The 22,686-nt window shown below is 64.6% G+C and carries 21 protein-coding genes; 6 read left to right on the top strand and 15 right to left on the bottom strand.

Translation table 11 applies throughout. From position 1 onward, the window contains the following. Nucleotides 1-158 precede the first annotated feature (158 nt). The 4 genes from AC4D12_RS16300 (at nucleotide 159) to AC4D12_RS16285 (ending at nucleotide 4,409) form a co-directional block, all read left to right on the top strand. Nucleotides 159-899 (top strand): SDR family oxidoreductase, encoded by a 741-nt coding sequence (locus AC4D12_RS16300; RefSeq protein WP_490951004.1) that lies wholly within the window; start codon nucleotides 159-161, stop codon nucleotides 897-899. Between the two features lie 56 nt (nucleotides 900-955). Continuing rightward, entirely contained in the window at nucleotides 956-2,599 is a 1,644-nt protein-coding gene (locus tag AC4D12_RS16295; RefSeq protein WP_490951003.1) for an alpha/beta fold hydrolase, read from the top strand. A gap of 273 nt (nucleotides 2,600-2,872) precedes the next feature. Next, on the top strand, nucleotides 2,873-3,619 hold the full coding sequence (locus AC4D12_RS16290; protein ID WP_490951002.1) for an ABC transporter ATP-binding protein: 747 nt from the start codon (nucleotides 2,873-2,875) through the stop codon (nucleotides 3,617-3,619). Next, the gene (locus AC4D12_RS16285; RefSeq protein ID WP_490951001.1) at nucleotides 3,606-4,409 is read left to right on the top strand and encodes a hypothetical protein; all 804 of its coding nucleotides are present in this window, start codon (nucleotides 3,606-3,608) and stop codon (nucleotides 4,407-4,409) included. Before AC4D12_RS16290 ends, AC4D12_RS16285 begins: the two co-directional genes overlap by 14 nt. Nucleotides 4,410-5,018: 609 nt before the next feature. Here AC4D12_RS16285 and AC4D12_RS16280 read toward each other — a convergent pair. After that, on the bottom strand, nucleotides 5,019-5,399 hold the full coding sequence (locus AC4D12_RS16280; RefSeq protein ID WP_490951000.1) for a MerR family transcriptional regulator: 381 nt from the start codon (nucleotides 5,397-5,399) through the stop codon (nucleotides 5,019-5,021). 32 nt (nucleotides 5,400-5,431) lie between these two features. Between AC4D12_RS16280 and AC4D12_RS16275 the strand changes: the two genes are divergently transcribed. Continuing rightward, nucleotides 5,432-6,172 (top strand): SDR family oxidoreductase, encoded by a 741-nt coding sequence (locus tag AC4D12_RS16275; RefSeq protein ID WP_490950999.1) that lies wholly within the window; start codon nucleotides 5,432-5,434, stop codon nucleotides 6,170-6,172. 97 nt (nucleotides 6,173-6,269) lie between these two features. Here the strand turns inward: AC4D12_RS16275 and AC4D12_RS16270 are convergent, their stop codons facing one another. Together AC4D12_RS16270 and AC4D12_RS16265 are read right to left on the bottom strand one after the other, a co-directional pair. Beyond that, complete coding sequence (locus AC4D12_RS16270) at nucleotides 6,270-7,049, bottom strand: MerR family transcriptional regulator (protein WP_490950998.1); 780 nt, start codon at nucleotides 7,047-7,049, stop codon at nucleotides 6,270-6,272. 9 nt (nucleotides 7,050-7,058) lie between these two features. Continuing rightward, a complete protein-coding gene (locus AC4D12_RS16265) occupies nucleotides 7,059-7,580 on the bottom strand; it encodes a small multidrug efflux protein (RefSeq protein WP_490950997.1) in 522 nt (173 codons plus the stop codon). A 623-nt stretch (nucleotides 7,581-8,203) separates the two neighbouring features. On the opposite strand from AC4D12_RS16265, the gene AC4D12_RS16260 reads away from it, so the two are divergent. Beyond that, nucleotides 8,204-8,698, top strand: coding sequence for an FBP domain-containing protein (locus AC4D12_RS16260; protein WP_490950996.1), 495 nt, complete (start codon nucleotides 8,204-8,206; stop codon nucleotides 8,696-8,698). Nucleotides 8,699-8,995: 297 nt separating this feature from the next. Here AC4D12_RS16260 and AC4D12_RS16255 read toward each other — a convergent pair whose 3' ends face one another. From AC4D12_RS16255 to AC4D12_RS16200, 12 genes are all read right to left on the bottom strand, one after another. Next, on the bottom strand, nucleotides 8,996-9,388 hold the full coding sequence (locus tag AC4D12_RS16255; protein ID WP_490950995.1) for a DUF4913 domain-containing protein: 393 nt from the start codon (nucleotides 9,386-9,388) through the stop codon (nucleotides 8,996-8,998). Continuing rightward, the gene (locus AC4D12_RS16250; protein WP_490950994.1) at nucleotides 9,385-10,743 is read right to left on the bottom strand and encodes a type IV secretory system conjugative DNA transfer family protein; all 1,359 of its coding nucleotides are present in this window, start codon (nucleotides 10,741-10,743) and stop codon (nucleotides 9,385-9,387) included. Before AC4D12_RS16250 ends, AC4D12_RS16255 begins: the two co-directional genes overlap by 4 nt. Before the next feature lie 317 nt (nucleotides 10,744-11,060). Beyond that, complete coding sequence (locus AC4D12_RS16245) at nucleotides 11,061-12,602, bottom strand: hypothetical protein (protein ID WP_490950993.1); 1,542 nt, start codon at nucleotides 12,600-12,602, stop codon at nucleotides 11,061-11,063. Next, a complete protein-coding gene (locus AC4D12_RS16240; protein ID WP_490950992.1) occupies nucleotides 12,603-14,141 on the bottom strand; it encodes an SCO6880 family protein in 1,539 nt (512 codons plus the stop codon). Further along, nucleotides 14,138-15,895 (bottom strand): ICP22 family protein, encoded by a 1,758-nt coding sequence (locus AC4D12_RS16235; protein ID WP_490950991.1) that lies wholly within the window; start codon nucleotides 15,893-15,895, stop codon nucleotides 14,138-14,140. Before AC4D12_RS16235 ends, AC4D12_RS16240 begins: the two co-directional genes overlap by 4 nt. After that, nucleotides 15,895-16,710 carry a DUF8175 domain-containg protein gene (locus tag AC4D12_RS16230; RefSeq protein WP_490950990.1) on the bottom strand — a complete coding sequence of 272 codons (816 nt, stop codon included), beginning with the start codon at nucleotides 16,708-16,710 and terminating at the stop codon, nucleotides 15,895-15,897. Before AC4D12_RS16230 ends, AC4D12_RS16235 begins: the two co-directional genes overlap by 1 nt. Before the next feature lie 44 nt (nucleotides 16,711-16,754). Then, nucleotides 16,755-17,066 (bottom strand): hypothetical protein, encoded by a 312-nt coding sequence (locus AC4D12_RS16225; RefSeq protein WP_490950989.1) that lies wholly within the window; start codon nucleotides 17,064-17,066, stop codon nucleotides 16,755-16,757. A 15-nt stretch (nucleotides 17,067-17,081) separates the two neighbouring features. Further along, nucleotides 17,082-17,684 (bottom strand): DUF6668 family protein, encoded by a 603-nt coding sequence (locus AC4D12_RS16220; RefSeq protein WP_490950988.1) that lies wholly within the window; start codon nucleotides 17,682-17,684, stop codon nucleotides 17,082-17,084. Between the two features lie 2 nt (nucleotides 17,685-17,686). Further along, on the bottom strand, nucleotides 17,687-19,186 hold the full coding sequence (locus AC4D12_RS16215) for a MinD/ParA family ATP-binding protein (protein WP_490950987.1): 1,500 nt from the start codon (nucleotides 19,184-19,186) through the stop codon (nucleotides 17,687-17,689). Then, nucleotides 19,186-20,859: a hypothetical protein gene (locus AC4D12_RS16210; protein WP_490950986.1), complete on the bottom strand. Its 1,674-nt coding sequence runs from the start codon at nucleotides 20,857-20,859 to the stop codon at nucleotides 19,186-19,188. The genes AC4D12_RS16215 and AC4D12_RS16210 overlap by 1 nt, the downstream gene beginning before the upstream one ends. Further along, nucleotides 20,856-21,497, bottom strand: coding sequence for a hypothetical protein (locus AC4D12_RS16205; protein WP_490950985.1), 642 nt, complete (start codon nucleotides 21,495-21,497; stop codon nucleotides 20,856-20,858). The genes AC4D12_RS16210 and AC4D12_RS16205 overlap by 4 nt, the downstream gene beginning before the upstream one ends. Next, entirely contained in the window at nucleotides 21,494-22,615 is a 1,122-nt protein-coding gene (locus tag AC4D12_RS16200) for a transglycosylase SLT domain-containing protein (protein ID WP_490950984.1), read from the bottom strand. Before AC4D12_RS16200 ends, AC4D12_RS16205 begins: the two co-directional genes overlap by 4 nt. Between the last annotated feature and the right edge of the window lie 71 nt (nucleotides 22,616-22,686).

Here is a 22,686-nt window from a genome sequence, read left to right as displayed (position 1 = left end):
CATCATCGTTGGCCGGGTGTGAGATCACGCCGCTCGAACTATGTCATGCGGCTATGAAGGTGCCGCAAGCAACCGTGCACGAGCGCGCATCAGGACCGTGGTCGGCACCGGAGTCACAACTGACACTTGCAGATCCCTTGATCAATTAGGAGTACCGCTTGAAGCAAGAATCGATGGACCTCGCTGGTCAGACCGCAATCGTGACAGGAGGTTCGAGGGGAATCGGACGCTATACCGCTCTTGCTCTGGCTTCCCGAGGTGCTGACATCGTCATTTCCTACCGAGAGCGTCATGATGCGGCCGAAGACGTCGTAGGCCTCATAGAGCAAGGAGGAGGCCGGGCTTTCGCTAAGGCAGGTGATGTCTCAGACGAACATCATCTCATTGGGCTCTTCGACGAAACCATCGATCGTTTCGGAGGCGTGGACATCGTTGTTGCCAATGCGGCGCGGCAGTATGTCGGACCGTTCGCAGAGCTCACAACACAGGACTTCGACGACCAGTTGGTAGGAGAGTTGAGAGGGGCCTTCCTGACCCTCCGGGAAGCAGCTCGCCGGGTGCGCGAACACGGGCGCATCATCGCGGTCTCAAGTGTGAACACTCGGATGCTCTTGCCCCAGATGGGCATGTATCTGGGCGTGAAGGGAGCCGTGGAGCAGTTCGTGCGTGTGCTTTCTAAAGAGCTCGGCCCTCGTCACATCACGGTCAACGCCGTCTCTCCTGGCGCGACAAACACGGATGCGTTCCAGCCCGAGATGCTTGACCTGGCGGAGTCGCTTTCGAGCTTCGGCCGCTTGGGACAACCCGAAGAGATTGCCGAGCTGATTGTCTTCCTTGCCAGCCCTGGCGGCCGGTGGGTGACGAACCAGAACATTCTGGTAGGAGGCGGACTGGCATAAGAGGTAGCCGGTCTCGAGAGGTCATTTGACTCTGTGGTAGGAACAGGCCGTGAACTATGAACATGAATGACGAAATGACCCCGAGAGATCTGATCCAGAACCCACATAAACAGCGCGACCGACGACGGTGGACATTGCTGACTGTTGTGATGACTGTAATGATGACGGTAACTGCGTGTACGTCGGGAACCCCGCAGGCAGAGCCCACGGAAGCCGAGATCAACACGGAGCTGGATGAGTTCTACGAACAGGAACTTGCGTGGGGTGAGTGCGATGCAAACTTCGCCACAAGCCCTCGAGAAGCGGAAATACTTGCCGCGAGCCCCGCAGACTGTGCATTCCTTAAGGTTCCATTGCGGTACGACGAGCCCAGCGGTCCAACCGCTTCCGTCGCAGTCAGCCGAATGCGTGCAACCGGCGAGGCAACAGGCTCGCTCGTGTTCAACCCTGGAGGACCCGGTGGATCAGGAGTGCTGGGCGCCCTAGCGCTCGGGGCACAGCTTGGTGGTCTTGCGCCTGGCGGGCCACCGTCAGCGACTCGCCTCGCGCAGCAGTTCGACATCGTTTCTTTCGACCCGCGTGGCGTGGGAGCCACCACTCCCGCTGCTGATTGCTACTCAGAGGACGGCACTACTCGCGGTGACGAATTGTTCCCCACCCTCGCTCAAAGACCTTCCCTCACAGAAGAGGACACCCAGGCTGTGCTAGATCGCTGCGCAGAGGGCTCCGGTGGCACTGACGCCCTTGTACAAATGGGTACGAGGACAACGGCCAAGGACATGGATATCCTGCGTGCAGCGTTGGGGGATGAGAAACTGACGTTCCTCGGCCAAAGCTATGGCAGCCGATTGGGCGCTGTCTACGCGGAGGAGTTCCCCCAGCGGGTCAGGGCAATGATCCTCGATGGAGCCTTTGATCCGACGCTGCCTACTGTCGAACGATTCTCGACGACGTACGCCGGATTTCAGGCGGCATTCGACGCGATGGCCGCAGACTGTACCCAAGACGCGCAGTGCCCGCTGGGCACTGATCCGGCCGACGCGACTGCAGCGTTCCAGAAGATCATGCAGCCCCTGAACGAAGACCCCGTTCCAGCCCTCGATGGGGAACTGGACTTCGATACCGCCATCGGCGCAGTCATCCTCGGTCTGTACTCGACCGAAACGTGGCCGACCCTGATTGCTGGAATCGCCGAAGTGAAGCAGGGCCGCGGCGACGCACTGCTGAAGTACGCGACCACAAGCACCGCAAATCCCACTACAGCAGTCAATCAGAACCAGTTCGAGGCATCCTTTGCCATCAACTGCATGGACGAGCAACGCCTTTCACCTGACGACATCGTGCGGCTGAACGAACTGACCTACGAGAGTGCCCCGTTCATGGACCGTGGCGGCGACCCTACGAAGGGTGCGCGGGACGCGTGTGAACAGTGGCCTTCGGAGCCGACGCTCGGCTTCCCCTACGCCCAGGACATCGACGGCTTGACCGCTACTCTCGTCATATCTTTCACCGGGGATCCCACGACGCCGCATACCGGAGCCATTGCACTGGCAGATGCCCTCGATAGCGCACTTCTTACGCTCGAGGGAGCCGAGCACACCATCGTGAGCAAGGGTACGAATGACTGCGTCAATGAGGTGGCATCCAATTATCTGATCGATCTCGAGCTGCCTGTCGAGATGCCCGACTGTTCACGCTGACCCACGGTATTCCCGAATCTGCCGCCTTATCCCAGTGCACACCGGAGGGCAAAGCGTTTCGCCCTCCGGTGTGTTCGGTATACCTCGGGCTGGCTAAACCTTAAATACAGGCCGGGCCACAGCCCGGAAACAATGTCATGCCATAGGACCCCTTCCCAAGGCTAGAGAAAGAGGCATTGAGCCGTGCCGGGATGAGCAAACTGTCCTTTTGGCTAGTGAAGGACTGGTCCTGTGGCTGGGGCACGGAAACAATACGACTGACAGGTTAGAGATATGAACCAGCAAGAGAATGAACCCCTGCTCATTGAGCACCTCTCGAAGTCCTTCCATGGGACCAGCCGAGTCTGGGACGTGAGTTTCGTGGTCAGCGCCGGCCGTATCACGGGCCTGCTCGGGCCCAACGGTGCCGGCAAGACCACGACCATCCGTATGCTGCTGGGCTTGATCGCGCCCGACTCGGGGAAGGCGCTGGTGTTCGGTAGTCCTTTCCGCCACCTGTCCGATCCCACCCGGCTCGTCGGAGCAGTGCTGGATGCAGGAGGCCTCCACCCCGGCCGTACCGCACGCCAACATCTACGTATCGCCGCCGCGCAGGGCTACCACGCAGGAACCCGCGTGGAAGAGGTTCTTGAGATCGTCGGTATGAGCGCCGACGCCGATCGCCGGATCCGTGACTACTCCCTCGGCATGCGCCAGCGCGTCGCCATCGCCACAGCGATCCTCGGCGACCCGAAGATCCTCGTGCTCGACGAGCCGGCTAACGGCCTGGATCCTGCAGGCATCTTCTGGCTCAAGCAATACCTTCGCTCCTTCGCCGACAATGGCGGCAGCGTCCTACTGTCCTCCCACATCCTCGCCGACGTGGAGCAGATCGCCGATGACATCGTGGTGATCGCCGGTGGGCAGGTGCGCTCAGCGACCACCCTCGCCGAAGCCCTCACCGCGTCCGAGGGGAACCTCGAGCACTTCTACCTCTCCTTGATCAGCTCCACGGAACGGACCACCCATGCTGCGCGCTGAAATTCTCAAACTCACCACTGTACGCGCGACAAAATTAGCGATCCTCATTGCGGTTTTGGGCCTGCTCACCACGCAGCTCACCTCCACCGTTCTCCTGCCCTACCTTGTCGATAGCGGAGCCGCGGGCCCAGAAGTCACCAGTGACCTACCGGTGATAGATATGACGACGGCCTCCGAACAGCTGGCCGCCCTCAGCCCCCTCGGAACTGGTGGTTCCATCGGGATTGTCCTCCTCGCCGTCGTACTCCTCGGTGTCCTCGCTGGAATCAGTGATTTCCGCTTCGGAGGAATGGTCGGCACGGCACTGGCCGAACCTCGCCGCGCACGTATCGTCCTGGCCAAAACTGGAGCCACCGCGATCATTGGCGTCTCAACGGGAGTCGTCCTCGCCCTCGTATCCGCCGTCACGCTGCTCCTCGCCCTGGTCCTCGACGGAGCGACCCTGACCGCGACGTTGCCCGACATGCTGGGCACACTCGGCCGCGGCGTCCTGGCCCTCACGTTTCTGAGCCTGATCGGACTCGCTGTCGGGCTGCTGCTTCGAAACCAGCTCACCGCGGTCCTCGTCATGCTTGGCGTCCTCGTCCTGGAACCGATCCTGCTCGCGATCGTCCAGATTGCCACGGGCACTCTTCCGATCTGGGCACAACTCATGCCGGGTACCTTGTCCCATGCCCTAATCAGCGCACCCGATGCAGTTACCGGCTCGACCACTTTCGGAGGGCTTGCCGTCCTGACCGCACTTCTGCTGGGCAGCGCCGCCTTCACCCTGGAACGTCGCAGCCTCTGACTCCCGGACCTAACCCCTACCCAACCCACTGACCTGGACGTAGTTCACATGACTCACAATCCTCCTGTTCAACAACACGGTTTCGGCCGCGCTGTCGTCCTCTGGGCAGCGCTTATCGCAGCACTGGTCGCAAACACCCTAACCACAACCGTCAGTTCCATTCCGGCTGTCTCGATCCCCACCGGAGTCGTAGCCATCGCATGCGCAGTACTGCTCGTACAGGCTCACCGGTGCCGCGGACGCACCTCAGCAAGAACGACCCCACACCCCGGATCGGAGAACTGACAGGAGAAGGTGCGTCGCCCGGGTTGATCGCCGGTACATCCGATCTCGCCCGCGGTACGCCTGCCCTCAAGTGGACGCGTGCTGGGGGCGCCGCCAACAACCGACACTGCGAAGGATGCAGGACGACCGTCGGAACAGTGAACGGGTTGAACCGGACAGGTTCAGGGAACCTACCGATCATCAACTTATCCGGAATCACAATGCCCACCGGCTCGAACGCGGGAGGGATCGCCTTCGCCTCTCTCACGCTGCTGGTGCAGGTCTGGGGCGTCGTCAGGTCCACTGAACGACTAGCTACTACATGGAACTGAACGGGTTTGAGGGTCAGGCGGCGCGCTGGCTTGCCGCGACGATGAGCTGATCAAGTCGCTCCCGGGCGTCCATAAGCTCGGCGATGCGCTCGTTAATCCGCACGTGCTCTTCGGCAAGCATCTCCCGCTGCTGCGCATTCGTCGTGCCGTTGTCAAAACACGGCAACATGTCTGCGATCCGCCGGCTCGAGAGGCCAGCGGCAAACATCGCCTGGAAAAAGCGGACCCGTTCCACGGCACTGTCAGGGTAATGACGCTGACCGCCGGCGGTACGCTCGCTTTCCAATAACTTCTGCTCCTCGTAGTACCGCAGAGCGCGAACGCTCACGCCGGCACGCGTAGCTAATTCGCCTATCCTCACAGCGTTCTCCTCGCGACAATCCTGAACTTGCATCTGACGTTAGCGTCAGGTTTTACAGTACTGGAATGAACTCAAATTTTGGTCCAAACTCATCCATTTCCGGCTCTGTGGCTCTCGTGACCGGTGCGAATCGTGGCCTTGGCCGGCACCTCGTCACACAATTGCTCGAGCGCGGGGCCGCGAAGGTATACGCCGGTGTCCGCTCACCCCTGGGCTTCGACCTTCCGGGCGTTGTTCCCATCGTCCTTGACGTGACCGACCCCCAACAGATCGAGGCCGCAGCACACGTAGCATCCGATGTGACTCTACTGATCAATAACGCCGGAATCAGTCGCCCTGGCTCACTCCTCAGCAGCCCCATCTCCGACCTAGAAGCGGAGATGGACACGAACTACGGGAGCATCCTGCGCATGGTGCGGGCGTTCGCGCCGACACTGGCTGCTTCCAAGAGCGGAACCATCGTCAACGTCCTTTCAGCTCAGTCATGGTTCGCCTACCCCGGCACGAACGGCTATCACGCGAGCAAAGCGGCGGCCTGGGCACTGACCAATGGCTTCAGGCTGGAGCTGGCGGGTCAGGGGACGAGAGTGATCGGGGTCCATGCCGGAGCGTTCGACACAGAATTTTCGGCTGGCTACGACGGCCCGAAGGAGGACCCGGCAGACATCGCCCGCGTCCTCCTGGAAGGAGTTGAGCGCGGCGACATTGAGGTGCTGACCGACAATTGGACGCGTTGGGTGAAGTCGTTCCTCGACAAGGATCCAGCCGACCTATATGAGCAGCTTGAGCTCGACTTCGCTCGCTGAGACCACGACCCATGTCAGCGCCCCGCCGCCGGTGGGGGCGCTGCAGCAGGACACCTGTTCGCCATGCGATCAGGGCGGCCGCTCGACAGTCAGGTTGTCAGGGTTCGTCGGGTGTCCGAAGCTTCTTCGCGATCTCGCCGGCACGGGCGAGGACGTCCAGCTGCGCCGGGTTGTACAGGGCGGTGACCGATTCGAGGAACGTCCGCTCGGTCACCGCCGGGCTCTTCGACAGGTGCTCCGCGGGGTCGAGGAGCCACGGGTAGTCGGCGATGGTGCGGGCCAGCGTGATGGCGAGACGGACCGCGAGGTCGCCTCTCACCGATTCCTCGGCGTCGGGGGACAGAGCGTCGAACTCCTTGCTCGCCGCATCGGGATCGGCCGTCAGGAGTTCACGTAGATCCTTCATGGCGGTGTCGTCGTAGAGCTGCTCGTAGATGAGCATCAGCGAGCGGTCCGGCTCGGAGAGATGTGACGCCACGTCCTCGAACCCCGCGGGAACTCCTGCGACGGAGGAGCCCTCCAGGATCGCGCGGATCTCGACCCTGGCCCGTTGCAGTCTCTCGATGCTCGCCGCGAGCTCGGCGTCGATGAGTCTGAGCGTCTTCGTCGAGGAATCGTCGTCGTCCGTGACCTCGTTGATCCGGTCGAGCGGCACATCGAGGTCCCGCAGGCGTCGGATCTTGAGCAGGCGCACCAGGTGCCGCACCTCGTACTGCTTGTAGCCGTTCGAGGACCGGTCCGGCAGCTCGAGAAGACCGATCCGGTGGTAGTGGCGCACTGTGTTCACCGTGGTGCCCGCCAGGTCGGCGAGCTCGCGCGTGCTCCAGCCCATCTTCCGTCCCCTCCTCGTCGTCGCTCCCGACCATCGTTTCCCCATGAGGTGTCCCTACCACCCGAGCAGGCGCACGGCCCCGGTAGCCAGGAAGGCGACGCCGCTGGTCCACAGGACGATCGCAACGGCCTGCCACACGAGCACGCGCTGCTTCGGTACGCCCGACGCCGCGAAGAACGTCGCGGTGAGCTGTGTGGGCAGGGCCAGCGGGGCGAGCAGGCTCGCTCCCGGCACGCCGAAGCGGGAGAGCCAGCCCTGCAGGCGTCGCTGCCCCTTCGCCCGGCGCGGGGTGGTTGCGGGAACGGCACCGTCTGCGGAAGCGCGATCCGCGCGCCCGGCGACCACCTTCTCCCGCACGCGGGAGCTGATGGTGACGACGGCGAGGACGCTCAGGAAGTTGCCGATCATCGCTGCGAGAGCCGCGACGATCGGGTTGATCCCGAGGAGGATGCCGATGCCTGCGGCTCCCTCGCCCTCGATGTACGGAATGGTGCCGGCGAGGGCGACGCCCACCGGTTGCACGATCTCGGGGAGTTGCTGCACGAACTCGCGCACTCCCTCATACGGATTGTCCACTGTGTTCTCCTCGGTTCCGGGGCCGCCCGGGGCTGCAGATCGTCGCATTCGATGCGAGTCGGTGTCAGCTGCGGAGCGGCTCTATTTCTGGTACGGGACCAGTTGAAACCATGTGCAAGGAACAGGGTCAAGCCGGTGCGGTGTTCCGTGCGCCGTACTTCACGCAACGCTGTCATGCACTGATTCAAACCGCGGTGTCAGCAACAACATACGGTGAAGGTCCGGAGCCTTGATGTGAGCCGAAAGAGCCAGCTCATGGCGCGATCGCATTGGGGCGCTTTCGTCCGTCTGTGTGGTGGTCATCCGGTCGGTGAAGCTGTTGCTTTTGCGTCCACGACACACCTCTTGAGACAATGAGCGCACTAAGCGTCGAATAACGAGGATGAATGAACATGCTGCAAACCTTCGGGAACGGTATGGCCATGGTGAGCGGGGTGGCCCTTCGGGCCCTCTGTGCGCCCCGGCCGATGCCGGCCTCCCTATGCGCAGCAGACAGCTCCGAGAGCTGATCCTCCCAACCAACGCGTTGACGACACCGCCCGCCTGGATTCGGGATACCGCATGGCCTCCGCTGGCAAAGCCCGATCATTTTCGAGCCTCATCCACGGCAAAGGCGATTCTTCATGCACCCCCTCTCCATCAAAGACATTCGTTCGTCCTTCATCAATGCCACCCGGTCTGAGACCGCAAAACTCACTCCGCCCAAAGACCTTGACGCGCTGGACTGGGCAAACCTTGACCTACTCGGCTGGCGTGACGAAAAAATGCCGTTACGCGGCTACCTCGTGCTGCCAACCGATCAAGGGCTGACGTCTATCCTGCTCAGGGCACCCGAGGGAGGTCCTCGCCGAAACCGTTCGGTCCTGTGCGACCTGTGCCGCGACGTTCACTCCAAGGAGGACGTCCTGCTGTGGGTCGCCCGCCGGGCTGGCCAATCCGGCCGCAACGGCAATACCGTCGGCACACTCATCTGCGCGGACTTTATCTGCTCTTCAAACGTGCGCAAGGAACCGCCGGCGAGCGAGATTCACCTTGACCCGGCGCTCGTGGTTCTGCGGCAGGTAAAGGAACTACAGGAACGCGCGCAAAAGTTCGTCGGGCGGGTACGGCAGCAGTAGCTACGGGATAGGGCCCCGGTGGGCTTGGCTGGGCCTTTCGCCCTGATCCTCCGTCGGGGCCCTTCTTTCCCGCGGGCCGCACACTCCTCGGTTTTCTACGCGCAGACCAGCAGGCAGTCGCTCAGCAAGCCACCCGCTTCTAGGGATCATGGGAAGTTGATGGTGCAGTCGTACCCGCAACCTTCTGCTATCAGACGGCAAACAAGGCTTGTATTGCAAGCCTTGTTTTTGCATCACAAGCCTTGTTTTTCGTATTTCTGATGATGCTCTCGTAGCGCCCTGGTGTGAGGAGGATCCTCACCATGACCAGTCGCTCGGGGGGTGCTCCGTAGCGAGGGTTCGGCGTAGTCCTTTCTCAACGTGTTTGGTCCCGCACTCACCGAATGGTCCCCGTTTGGCGAAAAGCACGGCGGCCTGCCGGTCGAAGTGGTCGGTCCACCAGGACGACATTCCGCCTTCTTTCTGCACTTCTAGCCACTTTTCCATGAGTGCGCGGAACCTTTCGACCGCTTCGGGGTGGTTCCACCACTGTGGGCACCAGGACATGCCCGTGGACTTGTCGACGGATTCCAGTATGGACACCAGACCTTCTACCCAGTCGACAAGCTCTTCGGGTGTGAACGTGAAACAGTCCTCGTCGTGATCCTGACTGCCAGTGACGGGGGCGACGTCGTCCGTGGATTCGGTCATGGGCGGTGTCCTGTCCTAATGCGTTCGACGGTGGCGCCGATCTGGCTGTTCAGGGCTTTGTCGCGGAACCAAGGGACGGTGCGGACGATGGTGCCGCCTCCGTTGGAGGTCTTCACCCATACCCGGTTCGTGGGGAGCTCGGAGAGCTGGGAGACGGACATGATGTCGCGGCGCTGCGTCTGCACGGACCGGGAGGACCCGTTCCTCGAGGTTGAGGAGCTGCGGACCTTCGCGTCGTACTGGCCGATCGTCTTGGACAGGGAGTCGAGGAACTGGGTGTCGTCGGACCCGCCGCCGTAGACCTTGATCGCGGCCGCGGACCAGAGGGTGTCCCAGCCGGTGCGCTCGAGCATGGCCACGCCCTGACCTTTGGTCTGGAAGTACGCGCTGACGACGATGCCCATGGACCCGAAGTAGGAATACCACTCGGGGAGCTGCTTGAGTTTCACGACGTTCCCGACCTCATCCAGGTCAGCCACCACCGGCACAGTCAGGCGTCCACCGGCACGACGGGCGGCCTGCTGCGCTGCGGTGAACACCGCGTAGACGAGGGTCGAGACGAACGCGGCGCCGGAGCCGGCCGCGTCCTGCGAGAGCAGGACCAGGGTGTCCTTACCGATCACGAACCGGGCCGGATCAAACACCGGGACGCCCTTGGTGGGGGTCGACCACGCCACGAGCTCGTCGTGGACGAGGGCGGAAGCCATACGCTGGGCGCTGGCGGCCACGGATCCCCGTGTGTCCTCCGGCTGGGCGCTCATTCCCTGCAGGGCGGAGGCGGGACCGGCCTGCCCTGCCTGTTCGAGCAGCGCGGCCGGTTCCATGAAGTCAGCTGCCGACACCCACCGCAGAACGTCCTTCACTGTGCCGTTGTTCTTGGCGGCGGCGAGCAGGCACCAGGACAGGAAGTCGCGGCCCTGCGAATCAAACTGTGCATCCCCCCGGCCCGACCCGGCACCGGGAGCGGACGAGGTCTCGAAGATCGAGGCGACTTCGCCGGCGCTGATCGTGTCGGTGACGACCGAGAGTGGGTTGAAGATCATCGCGGGCCGGTGACTGTCCCGCCAGATCCGCTGCGGGTCGAACAACCACACCGTCCCGGTCCCGGACCGGGCGGCGATCACTTCGGCGACGCCGTCAACCTTGTTGCTGGTCATCAAATACGGGCCAGGCGCTTCGGTCGCATGACGGACAACCTGCGTCGTCGTCTTACCCCGACCGGTCCCCCAGACGTGCGCGGAGCACTCACGCCAACCCTGGATGACGGCCTTCGTGCCGGTGTCCCCGGTGTACCCGATGGTCAGGCCCGGGCCGATCCCCTCAGCGTCGGGGTGGAGGCGTGCAGCTTCGGTCAACCGAGCTTCCTCCATGGCCGGACGCATCTTCCCGCCAGGACTCATCCGGCGCGCGGCGCTACTGGTTTTCGAGGGAGTGCGCGTTCCCCACCAACCGAGCGCCACGATGACCATCAGTGCTTCGACGCCGAGCAACCAGGTGGCCGCCGGCGGCCACGGCGTGCCCCGCATCAGACCAATACCCAGCGCGATCGGATTCCATGGCAGGGATACCGGCACAGGGGTCAGAACCGCCCCTAGGTGGATCAGGCCAACCGCGAGAGCGATCGCGCCCATGACCCCGAGGACTGTGATAGCCGAACCGTTCTCCTGATCGTTCAACGGTTCACCTTCTCCTGCGCGGCAGCCCATGCCTTGTTCGTGTCGTGGGCGCGGTGCTCTCCGGCAGTGAGGTTCATCCGGAACGGCACACCGGGCTCGTCCCCGGTTTTCAGCATGAACCGGCCCCGCCCGGGCGGGGGCGAGACCTGACCGGTGTTCGGGTTCATCGACCCTTCTGCTGACCAGCCGACCAGCAGGGCTTTCTCCCGCTCGGAGACCGGGAACACCGTCTCGAGAAGGCTCATTTCGTTCTGAGCGAGCCCGCCGAGGATCTTCACGGAGGAGCGTTCCACGAATCCGGTGGCGATCTTCGTCAGCTCGTCCGTGGAGAGCAGCAGGTCCTTCATGGAGTGCGTGATCATCAGCTGTCCCAGTCCCTTGGTCCTGTTCAGGCGGGTCAGGGCGTCGATCTGGTGGACCAGCAGCTCGCTGGCCCGCAGCGACTGCCACAACTCGTCCATGATCATCAGGTGATGGCGTTCCTCCATCAGCCCGGCGTCGGCCATGGTCTTCGCAGCCGAGACACCGGCCTGCCCGTAGGACCAGCACACGGTCTGCACTGCGGCGCGGAGCATCAGCTGGGACTCGTCGATCATCGAGATGTCGAAGTCCACCGACTTGTCCATGAGCATCTCTTCGGTCGTCGGCTGGCAGAACACGTCCCCGAACGGGCCGTGTTCCCCGAGCGCGTTCAGGCCCGCGAGGAGGTTCTTCACCTGAGGCAGGTACTCCGTGGAGTCCTCGATGAGCAGCGCCGCCTTGATCTGCGGTGGGCCCGCTTTGATGACGTCGACGACGTCGCCGACCAGCGGCTGCCGGCCCTCGGCTTCGGCCTTTTCTGCTGCCATGGCGATCGCCATGGACAGGACGGTTTGCTCCTGCTTCTTCGCGTCCAGGGGCTCCTTGAACACGAGTTCGATGAGCCCGGTGAGCGTCATCAGCCGGCGGCTGTGAATCTCGGCGCGCATCTGCCGCTGCACGGGAGCTTCCAGACCTCCGAGCCTGTTCCAGAGCGGCCCGGCGTCCAGTGGGTTGATCGCCCCGACACCTGGCGCCACACGGATGATCTGGCCGTTGGTTTCCTTCACGACGCCGGCGAAGTCAGGTTTGAGGTCCCCGGCCACCAAGATCAGGAACCCCTGATCAATCAGGGCCAACGCCATGCGGACAGCGACCGAGGACTTTCCCCGACCGTTCAGGCCGAGGATGAACCCGGACGGGGAGGAGATGATCCCGCGCAGGAACAGACTGATCGGATCCCCGCACACCACGGACCCGTTGAGGAGGTTCCGGCCGAGGATCGCACCGACCAGAGGCGAGGACGTACCGACGCAGAACGGCCACAGGCCCGCAGTCTGGTTCGAGGTGGCCGTGAACTCCGGGGGCGGTTCCACCCACGTCACCATCCCGCCGTCGGGCACTTTGATGCCCTTGTCGGTGAGCTGCGGGAAGGTCGCGGCGGCCGCCGTCGTCGCGGCCGCCGATTTGCCGAAGAACCTGTCGCTGACCTTGTCGACCAGCTCATCGAAGACAGACATCTAGAGGGCCTTTCTCACGCTGGCGGAGATGGTGGCGACGTTTTCTGGGATGAGCCCCAGGCCGAGGTTGAACGCGAACGCCGCATCGTCGTTGTAGTCACACCCACGCACCCGCATCTGGATTCCGCTCGAGGCGTTGCGCATGATGGACGCCTCCACCTGAGGCAGCTGCTCCGGGGTGTGGACGGTCGCGGTAATCCCGATCGCGAAGCGCACCAGGGCTGCGCCCTCGGCCTGCTCCCGCTCGGCTTTGCGGGCCTTCTCGAGGGCGATGATCTGCGAGCTGGTCGGGCGTCGGCCTTTCTGGTTCGTGGCGAACTGCGCGTTGGTCAACGCTTCCTGGACCTGCACCGCTGATTTCTCCGGCGGCTGCGGCCGGTAGAACACGGTGACCCGCTTCTGCACCATGCTCGAATCCGGGCTCAACAGCGCCACCAGCGCGTTCTCCCGGAACGTTCCGGCCGGTGGGCGGAACATCTGCCAGGACTTCGACACGACGCCGGCGTGCTCGTACCGGCCCGGGAACCCGACCGTCCGTGCTGAGGCCGGACCGACCTCATGCCACGTCAATCCGGTACCGGTACCGGTACCGGTCAGACGGGCCCGTTCCACCGCTGCCGCGCCCAGCGGGTTGTACGCCACATAGGTCTGGTCCGTCAGGTCCGTGGCCTTCATCAGCGCGACGCTGCCCGCACCTGCGGACTCCAGTTCCTCGATGAACCCCTGCAGCAGGGACTTCACGTCGGACACCAGCTCGTCGGCGGTGCGCTCCGGCGCCCGGCCCTGATCACTGGCCTTGCCGCTGAACGTCAGGGATACCCACTGCTCGAGCTTGGGGACATTGTGGTTGAGGTTCTGTACGACGTCGTCCATGACCTGCCGGGCGAAGGATGGGACCTCGTGGTTACCGGCCTGCTGGCGGGCCACGGCCACCGCGTCCGGGAGACGTTCGCCGGGATCGGTGGTCGACTGGGTGGTCACCGCGATCTGCTCGACGCGGGCGTTCGATCCGGCGTCACGCTGGAACGCTGCCCATGATCCGACCAGGCGGTTCACCCGGTCCTGATCGAGCAACCCGAGACCGGAGGAGTTGGTGGAGAAGAACACGGTCCCGGTCTTCAGCCGTGGGTGCCACAGCATGACGCCCTCGTGACCGAAGAGGTCCTGGAAGTTGATCAGCTCCGTCGCGGCAAGCAGGCCCGGTGCACGGAATGATCCGTCCGGGATCTGTGAGACCGGCCCGGCCTTGTACGTGGTCGCTCCTGCTCGTCTGCCCTTGGTGTGCATGCTGCGGGCAATCCACCGCTCCGGCTTGGAACGGCCATACCGGTCCTTGGACCCGAGTACAGCGGCCACGGCCAACGAGAAAACGGCGAGCCCGATCGCCACCCAAATCTGCGACAGCATGATCGCGATGAATACGCCCACCGCCCCGACACCGAGGACAGCGGTCGAGGCCATGGTGAACCCCATCAGGCCCGCCGTCTTGTCCTCGGCGATGTTGCCGTACTGCCGGACAACCTGCTGATCAGTGCTCATACGTCATTCCCGCTTTCCACTCCGTGTTCGGCTTCTCGCGCTGCGTCCCGCAACGCGAACTCGATGCGCTGCCGGTTGAACCCCGACTTGTCCGCCGTCTTCTCCGCCCCACCAGGGGCTCCGTCCCGGTACCCCTGCGCCGCCGGGGATTCACTGCCCGCACCCTGTGGTCCGCCACCGGCGTCACCATCCGGCACGGCAGACCCCGTGGAAGGACTATTTGACCTAGCTGACGGTTCAGCCCCCGCTGGACCTCCCCCTGACCCGTTGGGCCCTTCATCACCTGAGCCGGACCCCGGGCCGGACTCCGTCTGAGCAGGGGCCCCTGAGCTGGCTGTCTGCCGCTCCGCACCTGTCGGGCCGCCTGTGCCACCGCCGGACTCGGCACCAGCACCTCCACCAGCTCCTCCACTGTTGTTGCTGTCCGCTCCGGTCTCCGTGGCTCCCGGTGCGCCGGTTCGCTGGGCTTGCTGCTCCGCACCCGTCGGTCCACCAGAGGAATCGCCAGCACTTCCGGATCCACCGGTGCCACCACCAGAACCAGCACCACCATCAGCTCCGGCCCCACCACTCGAGGCAGCACCGCCGCTGACTCCGTCACCGCCGCCGGGACCAGCACCAGCAGGTCCACCACCAGAACCAGTGCCTCCGGTCAGGGCAGGTGTGCCGCTCATCCCGTCAGCACTAGCGGCTCCGGCAGTGCTTGCGGTCCCAGCCGCGTCGGTTGCCGCTGCGGTGCCTGCGGTCCCAGCCGTTTCGGTTGCCGCTGCGGTGCCTGCCGTGCCGGCAGTGCCTGCGCTCCCAGCCGCGGCCATGCCCGCCGCCCCGACGCCAGCAGTGACCGCACCGACCGCCAGTGCTCCACCGAGCATCGCGAGCCCTGACGCCCCCATACCCTGCGGTCCGGCGCTGATCGCCGGAACGAGGACTTTCGCCAGGGCAGGCATCGCAACGGAGGCGCTGAGGATCACGACGAGGCCAGTGATCAGGCTGATCATCGTGTTCCCCAGCTCGTTCTCGGCGGTGCCCTGGATACCTTTGAGCAATGCGAGTCCCGCCCCGTAGAGGATCGCCGCAGCAGGCTTGAACAGCACCACGGCAGCGAGCCACGCCACGGCCTTGTCGAAGGATTTGCGGCCGCGCTCGGTTTGCGAGGCCGCGGCGAAGATCGGCAGGACACCGCACAGGGCAATCGCCATGCCGTAGGAGAAAATGACGATGAGCGCGTTCAGGATCGCCCCCAACAGTGCCAAAGGAACGATGAACAGGACGATGCCGGCGAGTTGCATCGTCATCGTCCCGCCCGCGATAGCGTCCAGCCCCATGGCTTGCCCGAGTCCGTCTTCCTGCGCGGACCCGGAGATGGTCGTCACCAACCACGGCGCGAGCTCATCAGTTGCAGCAAACAGCAGCGCCACCATGGGAACTGCGATCGCCGTCGTCAGAATGGTGCGGACCATTCCCATCACTAAGTTCTCGGCCGAGTTGCGGTCCTGATCGCGGGCGATCTTGATCAGCGCGAAGACAGTACCGAGGACGCCAGCGACACCGACGAAAAGCACCGTCGACGTCTGGATCCGCGCAGTCGCGGAGCCCTCCCCCATCTCGGGCGCCCCGATCTTCAACCACCACGTCCCGACGAAGTTCAGAATCTCCGTCAATATCTGGATGACCCACCCTGCGAGAAAAGTGATGAGCTTTTCAATCGCGTCCCCAGCAACTCCTTCAAAGAGATCCCCTACCCAGTCCCCCATCAGCTTTTAGGTCCCCACTCGATGTAGGGCTGCCCCTGGTATCGAGCACCCGTGATGAAGTCATTGCCCGAGGCCGGGTCGAGCTTCCAGTCACCGTCTTCCCAGACCAGGTCGACCTGAGCCATCACCGTCTGGTCTAGCCCGCTGTCATCCACTGCCGTGTAGACGAGAAGGTAGGAAGCTGCATCGGCGTCGTAGCTGTTCTGGATGTAACCGATCAAGTTCAGCCGCGTGATGGCTGTAGGGTCTTCGCTCTGCTCGATTCCGTCCCGGATGCGCTGTGCCCTTTCGCCCAGCAGCACTCGGTTCGGTCCTTCCGCCACAGCCGCCTCGAGGTCGGGTGCTGCCTCTTCGCTAACCGAGGGGTCGAGTGCGACGGCATAGGTGGCCGCTGCCATCAGTGCGCCGGCTTCGGTGTGTGAATATCCGACCCGAAGGGTTGAAGGCTGTTTCTGGCAGCCACCGAACTCCGAGAACGGGACGACGTTGTAGCCGGCGGCCACCCACTCCTCTACGACAGGAGCGGAATCCGCGACGGAGGTCTCGTCATCGCTGAGGTCCGCCTGGCAGTCCCACGCGGTATCAGCCTCCACCACGGCCGGTCCTGTCGTGGTGGAAGCGGTGGGTTCCGCCGCACCGGGAGCCTGACTGGTCGGGCTCGCCGGTGCGGCGGAGTCATCAGCGTTGTTATCGAAGAAGAAGGTCCGTATGCCCCAAGCTGCGAGGCCCACCACTACGAGGACCAGAAGCATGACAGCAGCACCGAACCAAGCGGGTCGGCCGGTAGGTCGGTCGGTAGTGTCCTGTGTGCTCATCGTCTGTCCTTTGTCTCGTTGCAGGTGGGTCAGTCAGGTGTGGATTAGGCTGCGGTGACAGCGGTCCAGATCGCCCCGGACGAGCCGATCAGGAGTGCTCCGATCATCGGCCAGAGCGGTGCCTCGACCGACTCCCCATTGCGGCGTGCTTTACCAGCCTGAACCAGTCCGAAGATGAAGTAGACGAACAGCAACGCGGTGGCGCCCCAGAGGACCCAGCCCATGACCGTAGTGAGACCTTCGGTGCCGGGAGGCTGCATCGGGGTGTACTGCTGCGCCGTGATCGTGCCCTCCGTGGAAGGAGTGAAAGCGTTGATGGTGGTGATCGTGTGTGCTGCCAGTGCATTTCCGAACATGATGGTTTCCTTCTCTCAGTGCCCGGTGTGGGCGATCTTTTCGATTTTCCGGAGCACGCTCTTCAGTCGCGTGCCGGAAGCTTGTGGGGTTGCGCCGACTTCACGCCAGGACGCCTCATAGGGGACGGTCATGGCGACCGGGAACATGCGCGCGACACCGCGCGCGAAGTCCAGGGTCGGCTTCGTCAGCCGGTTCTTTGGCCGGTCGTGGACGATGACCAGTCCGACCAGCTCGTAGGCGAGCTGCCCGGACGCCGATTTGCGGGCCAGCTGCTGCGCGGCCTCCAGTGACGACCCGCTGGTTGAACACACCAGCAAGGCCCGCCCCGCCCACGTCGGGCGCTGATCGGACTCGTCCACGACGTTGTCCGAGCACATGCCCGCCAACGTCGTGGTCCCGACTCCACCGGAGGCGCCCACCAGCCACAGCGTTGCCGAGGTCACCGTGACTGACGCGGCAGGTTCGGTTTCCTTGACCGGTTCCTCAGCCAGGGTCTGCTGAATGTTCTGCGGACCGCGCAGCGACTCACGGTGCCCCAGAATCGGGTCATCATCGATCGGGTCCTCTTCCGGTGCTACTTCCGGTGCACTGATGAACGGGTTGCCCTTGGTCGTCACGCTCACAGCTCCTCCGCAATCAGAGCGGCAGCACGGAGCCAGGCCCGCCGGGTCCGCGGGAGCATTGAGGAGAACCGGATCCGGCCCTCGACCAGGGACGGGTCATAGGGCACCGTGGCGACAGCCTTCACGAACGGCCGGAAGGACTCAGCCAGCGCGTCCAGTTTCGCCTTGCCATGCGCCGGAGTGCAGCCCAGGACGATCACAACGGCGCGGTCCGCGAGGGACTGAGCGTGCTCGTCCCCGGCCCGTAGTGCGCTGAGGATCCTCGACGCACCCTCGGCCGCGTCATCGACGGACTTCACCGGGATTACGACCTGATCGGTGTGGCTGATCATCGCTTCCCAGTTGTCGCCGCGCTCGGTGTTCCCGGAGTCCTTCACGATCAGCCGGTAATACTTCGCGGCCACCGCGTACAGCCGGTGAACCTCGGCGCCGGTGACCTCGTGACGGGCCCTGGCGCCGGAACGGTCATCAGAGCGGAGGACGTCGTACTGATCGGAGGGCTGGTGGTGAACGTAGGACGACAGGTCTCCCGCCCGGGCACCGGCGGTCATGAAGTAGTCCGTCTGCCCGAGGAGGTCGACCACCGTTGCTTCGTGGCCTGCATCGTAGGTCCGCCACCCCAGCGAGCCCAGCGAGTTGTTGTTGTCCCATGCCAGGACACCGGAACCGCCCATACGGGCGAATACCGCCGACAGGCAGATGACCGTCGGGGTCTTGCCTGCGCCGCCTTTGGGGTTGAGGACCGTGATCGTCCGCGGTCCCTCCCAGTGCTGAGAGACGGCTTTCTCGTCTTCCCGTCGCGCGAGCTCATCAATGGACGGAGCGAGTTTCATCCCGAGGTGGTTCAGCAGTCCACGCATCCCGAGCTGCGCCGGAAACGCCGCATCGGGTCGGTCCACGAACGATGGCATCGAGGACCGGCGGGTCGGCAGGACTTCCACAGTCGTGACCTTGTCCTGCTCGGCCGGTGCTGCCACCGCTGCTGTCACTGGTGCCCGCTCCACGACATCCGCAGGAGCCTGCGCCGTGTCCGCCTGGGTGTCCGTATCCGGTTCAAGGACCGCCACCGCTGTCTTCGGTGCAGGGGATTCCGCCACCGGCTCGGTGGGCGCCGGAATTGCTGTGGACACCCGCCGGGATGCCCGAACAGGTGCCGCAGGAACAGGAGCAGGAGCAGGTGTTGGCTCAGCCGGCGCCGACGACACAGCCGGTTCTGCCGGCGCTGCCACGGTCGCAAGGATCGGCTGCTCATCCGGGGTTGTGGTGGCAGCCTGCTCAATGACCGCCCCATCGGCCTGCACGAGAACCGTCCGAGCCCCGGCCGGGTCCTCGATGTGGAGTTCGACGCTGGTAGTCGCGTCCGCGGCAAGGCCGGTCGCGGTCGTCATCACTGAACGCCGCGCTTCCATCACCGTGGAGTAGTCCGCGTGGGTCTTGTGTCCTTCCACGTCCAGGTCGAGGGCTCCGGTCTGGTCGATCACAGCGGTCATCTTCATCAGGGGTTCTCCTTCGGGGAAACGGCGGAAGTGGAGGCAGGAGCAGGGGTATTTGTCGTCGCAGGGGTCGGCGCCATGGTCGAGGTCGGTGAGGCCGTCGGACGGGGGCCGGTGTCCGCCAGCGCGTACAGGGAGTTCGGTGAGTCTCCGGTGGGTGATCCAGTGGCACGGGTGATCGCCTTCCCGTCCGCCGTGATGAGATCCGGGACGGACGCCTGCAGGGAGTCGGTGGTGTCCTCGACCTCGCCCTGCGGATTGATGCGCGACTGTTCGCCGTCGGTGTTGACCCACGCGTACCCGGCCGAGAGCTTGCCCGCGCCGGGTAGCCGGTGAGCTTCCATGGCGGAGACGTCGATGAGGACGGACCCGGCGAGCATCAGAGCGTTCTCACGGTCCAGCTGCAGCCCGGAGGCTGAGACGTCCCCGCCCTCGAGAGTCACGAGTCCGGCCTGCGTCACCTCCGTGGCATCCGGAGCTGTCCCGAGGTCGTAGAAGCCGATGCTCACCCCATCACTTGCCCCGCCGCTTGCCCCGTCCCCGTTTTTCCATGCGGCGACCACGCGACCGTCGATGGATCCGAGGACGCTGATCAGTTCGGCACCCTCTGCCGGGGACGGCAGTGTTGCCGGGGAGGGCAGGGCGGCAGAGTCCGTGGTGACCCGCCAGATTCGGCCGGCATCCAGGTCCGCGGTCACCAGGTCCGCGCCGAGGGCTTCGACCGGTTCGGCGGACGCCGGGACCACCCGGGACACGGTGCTGCCGTCGGCTGCGACGATCAGAGTCTGCTTGCTCGGAAGGTCCACCCGGGGCGCAGTGCCCCCGTCGAGAACGATCGTCCCGTTCTGCGGAACGTCGACGCGGATCGGATCAGGCCCGTCCCCGAACATGACCAGCTCGCGCGCGGTCGACGCCGCCACACGGGACTGCCCGTCGAGAGTGAACAGGGCCACCTCGCTGATCGTGAACGGCGCGGTACGCGTCCACCGCTCCACCCCCGTCCCGGGATCATGAGCGGTCAGGGTCGAACCGTCCACACTCACCGGGTGACCGGAAGGGTCCTGGATCGCCCGGACCGTGGAGGACTGCATCGGCGCGGTCCACGTCGCGTAGGTGTCCCACCCGGCAGGAGCCGGAACTGGGAGCTGCGCCGGGGGTGGCGTGTAGATAACGGCGGCTGGTGTCGCTTCGGGATCCTGGAGGACGTAGACCCCGCACACCCCGACGGTCACGACGAAGATCCCGGCGCTGCCCCACATCATCAGCTTCCGGCGGCGTGCCTGCGGTCGCCGCACGCCACCACGGGCGGCGGTCGCTCCGCTCGAGGTGCGGCGGCGGCCAAGATGCCCGCCCCTGCGGGCACTGGTCTGTCCGTGGATGGTTCCATTACCGCTGGTGAGCGTCGTGGCGGGATCGGTGGAACGCTCCTCGAGGGTGCCGAACTCGGTGTCGACGATCATCTCGTACACCTCGCCGTCCTCGGTGTGGCCCTGCACCCGGCAGGCTTTCAAGCCCAGGCGACGGCATGCTTCCGACGCGGCGTCGGCCGCGACGTCGGCAGGGGAAGCGTCCTCGAGCACCGGGTAGGTGAGGACGTCACCGTTGGCGTCGGCGACGATTTCGCCCTCCCCGATGGTCAGGACGATCACCGGCCATGGGTGCACGGCGTGGCTCATCGCTGACCTCCGATCGCTGCGGTCAGGTCTCGGGTCTGGTGCCCGACGACATCCCACTGGCCGTCCACCTTCTCGAGGTAGAGAGTCACCTGCCGCTGGCCGGTGCCCTCGAGTGGTGTCTCGTCCCGGGCGACCCACCGCCAGGTCACGTCGAGGACCCGGATCGCCTTATCCGGGGCGACGTCCTGCGCGGCGTCACCGATTGCGGGAACCGCCCGGGGAACGCTGTAGGCGCGGTGTTCGGCTGGTTCCAGCCAGTCACCGTTGCTCGCGTTCCGCTCGGGCTCGATTTGGTTCGCTGCCCACGCCTCGCTCATCAGCGGCTTCGCGCGGACCGCGGCCGCCGTCTCCGTGCGGTCCACCGTCGTGTCCCAGGAATGCAGGACCAGGGCAGCGACCCGGGCGGTCGACTCGACGTCGGAACGGTCAGCGTCCTCAGGGGATGCGAACGTGTCGCCACCCAGGACCTCCTCGGCCGCGGCGGAGGTGGAGGAGCCTTCGGAGATGGTCGTCGGCGCGGAGATAGGCGCGACGTCGTCCTCAGCTGCAGGAGCATCAGCGCCGCAGCTGGTCAGGGCGACGATCGAGACCGCGAAAGCTGCTCTCCGGTACAGGTGTGTGCGTGAGCGGTGGGTCATTGCACCCACGCTCCTTTCTCTTTCAGGATCGGCTCGGGGTCGAGGTTGAAGTTGTTGTAGGGGTAGGCCGCGTCCGGGGATTCGGGACTGTAAATCTCGAAGTGCAGGTGCGTGGCCACCCGTCCGAGTCCTGCCCTGTTGCCCTCGATGCCGACGATGTCGCCTCGTTCCAGGACGTCGCCCATTTGCACGTCGTAGCGGTTCAGGTGGCAGAAGCCGAACTTGAACGCCGGTTCTCCCTCTTCGATGACCTTGGCGATGACGCAGCCGTCAACCGGGAGGAAGCTTGTGACCTGGATCTTGGTCGGGGCGATGACCTGGCCGCCGTCGCCGTAGCCGGCGCCCGGGGTCGAGATGTCGACGCCGACGTGTTCCTGCGCCCAGGCGGGAAGGCCTGCGATGTCCCGGTGCCCGTAGCCGGAGGTGAACACGCCGCCCGGCAGGGGGGTCGTCCACTCGCCGTCTCCGAGGTCCCCGTCCCATGCCACTCCCCCGGCCGGGGCGGCACAGTCGGTCGTGAACTCGTTCTGCCCGGTGTTCAGGATCTTCTCGATGTACTGCACGGTTTCCGTGAACGGCGGGACGCCCTTCGCGTTCTGCACGGCACCGGGGCCCGCGTTGTAGGCAGCAAGGGTGAGCTTCACCAGAAGGTCGGCGTCGTCGCCGGCCAGGGATTGCACCTGCTCTTTCAGTGCAGCCATGTAGCGGCCGTAAGCAGGAATGGCATCCTCAGCCGAGAACGCGTCCCCGCCCTCCCCGTACATCGCCCAAGTGCCGGGCATGAACTGAGCGACGCCCTGAGCACCCACAGGGCTCCGAGCGCCTTCGTTCCAGCCCGACTCCTGCTTCAACTGCGCTGCAACGACACTGACCGGCAGGCCGGCAGTTTTCGCCGCAGCCTCCACCAAAGGACCCCAGCCATTCGGGATCGCCGGAGTCGAGGTGCCAACCCCGACGGTTCCGCCGACTGCCGAGACGACACACGCAGCAGGTCTCTCCTCTTCCTGCGTGAGGATCGCAGCACCCGCAATGCCCACCACGGGCAGTCCTGCCAGCAGAGGTAGAAGAATCACCAGAGCCAGCAGCGGTGAAGCTCCGGGCTTTTCGTCCTGATCCACCGCGCCTCCCCGGGGTGTGAAGGGCACAGACCGATTAGGGATTGCCCGGTAAAATTTGGAATGGTGAGGAA

The sequence above is a fragment of the Arthrobacter sp. TJ-266 genome, from assembly GCF_058269115.1.
This window is presented reverse-complemented; position numbering and strand designations above follow the sequence as displayed.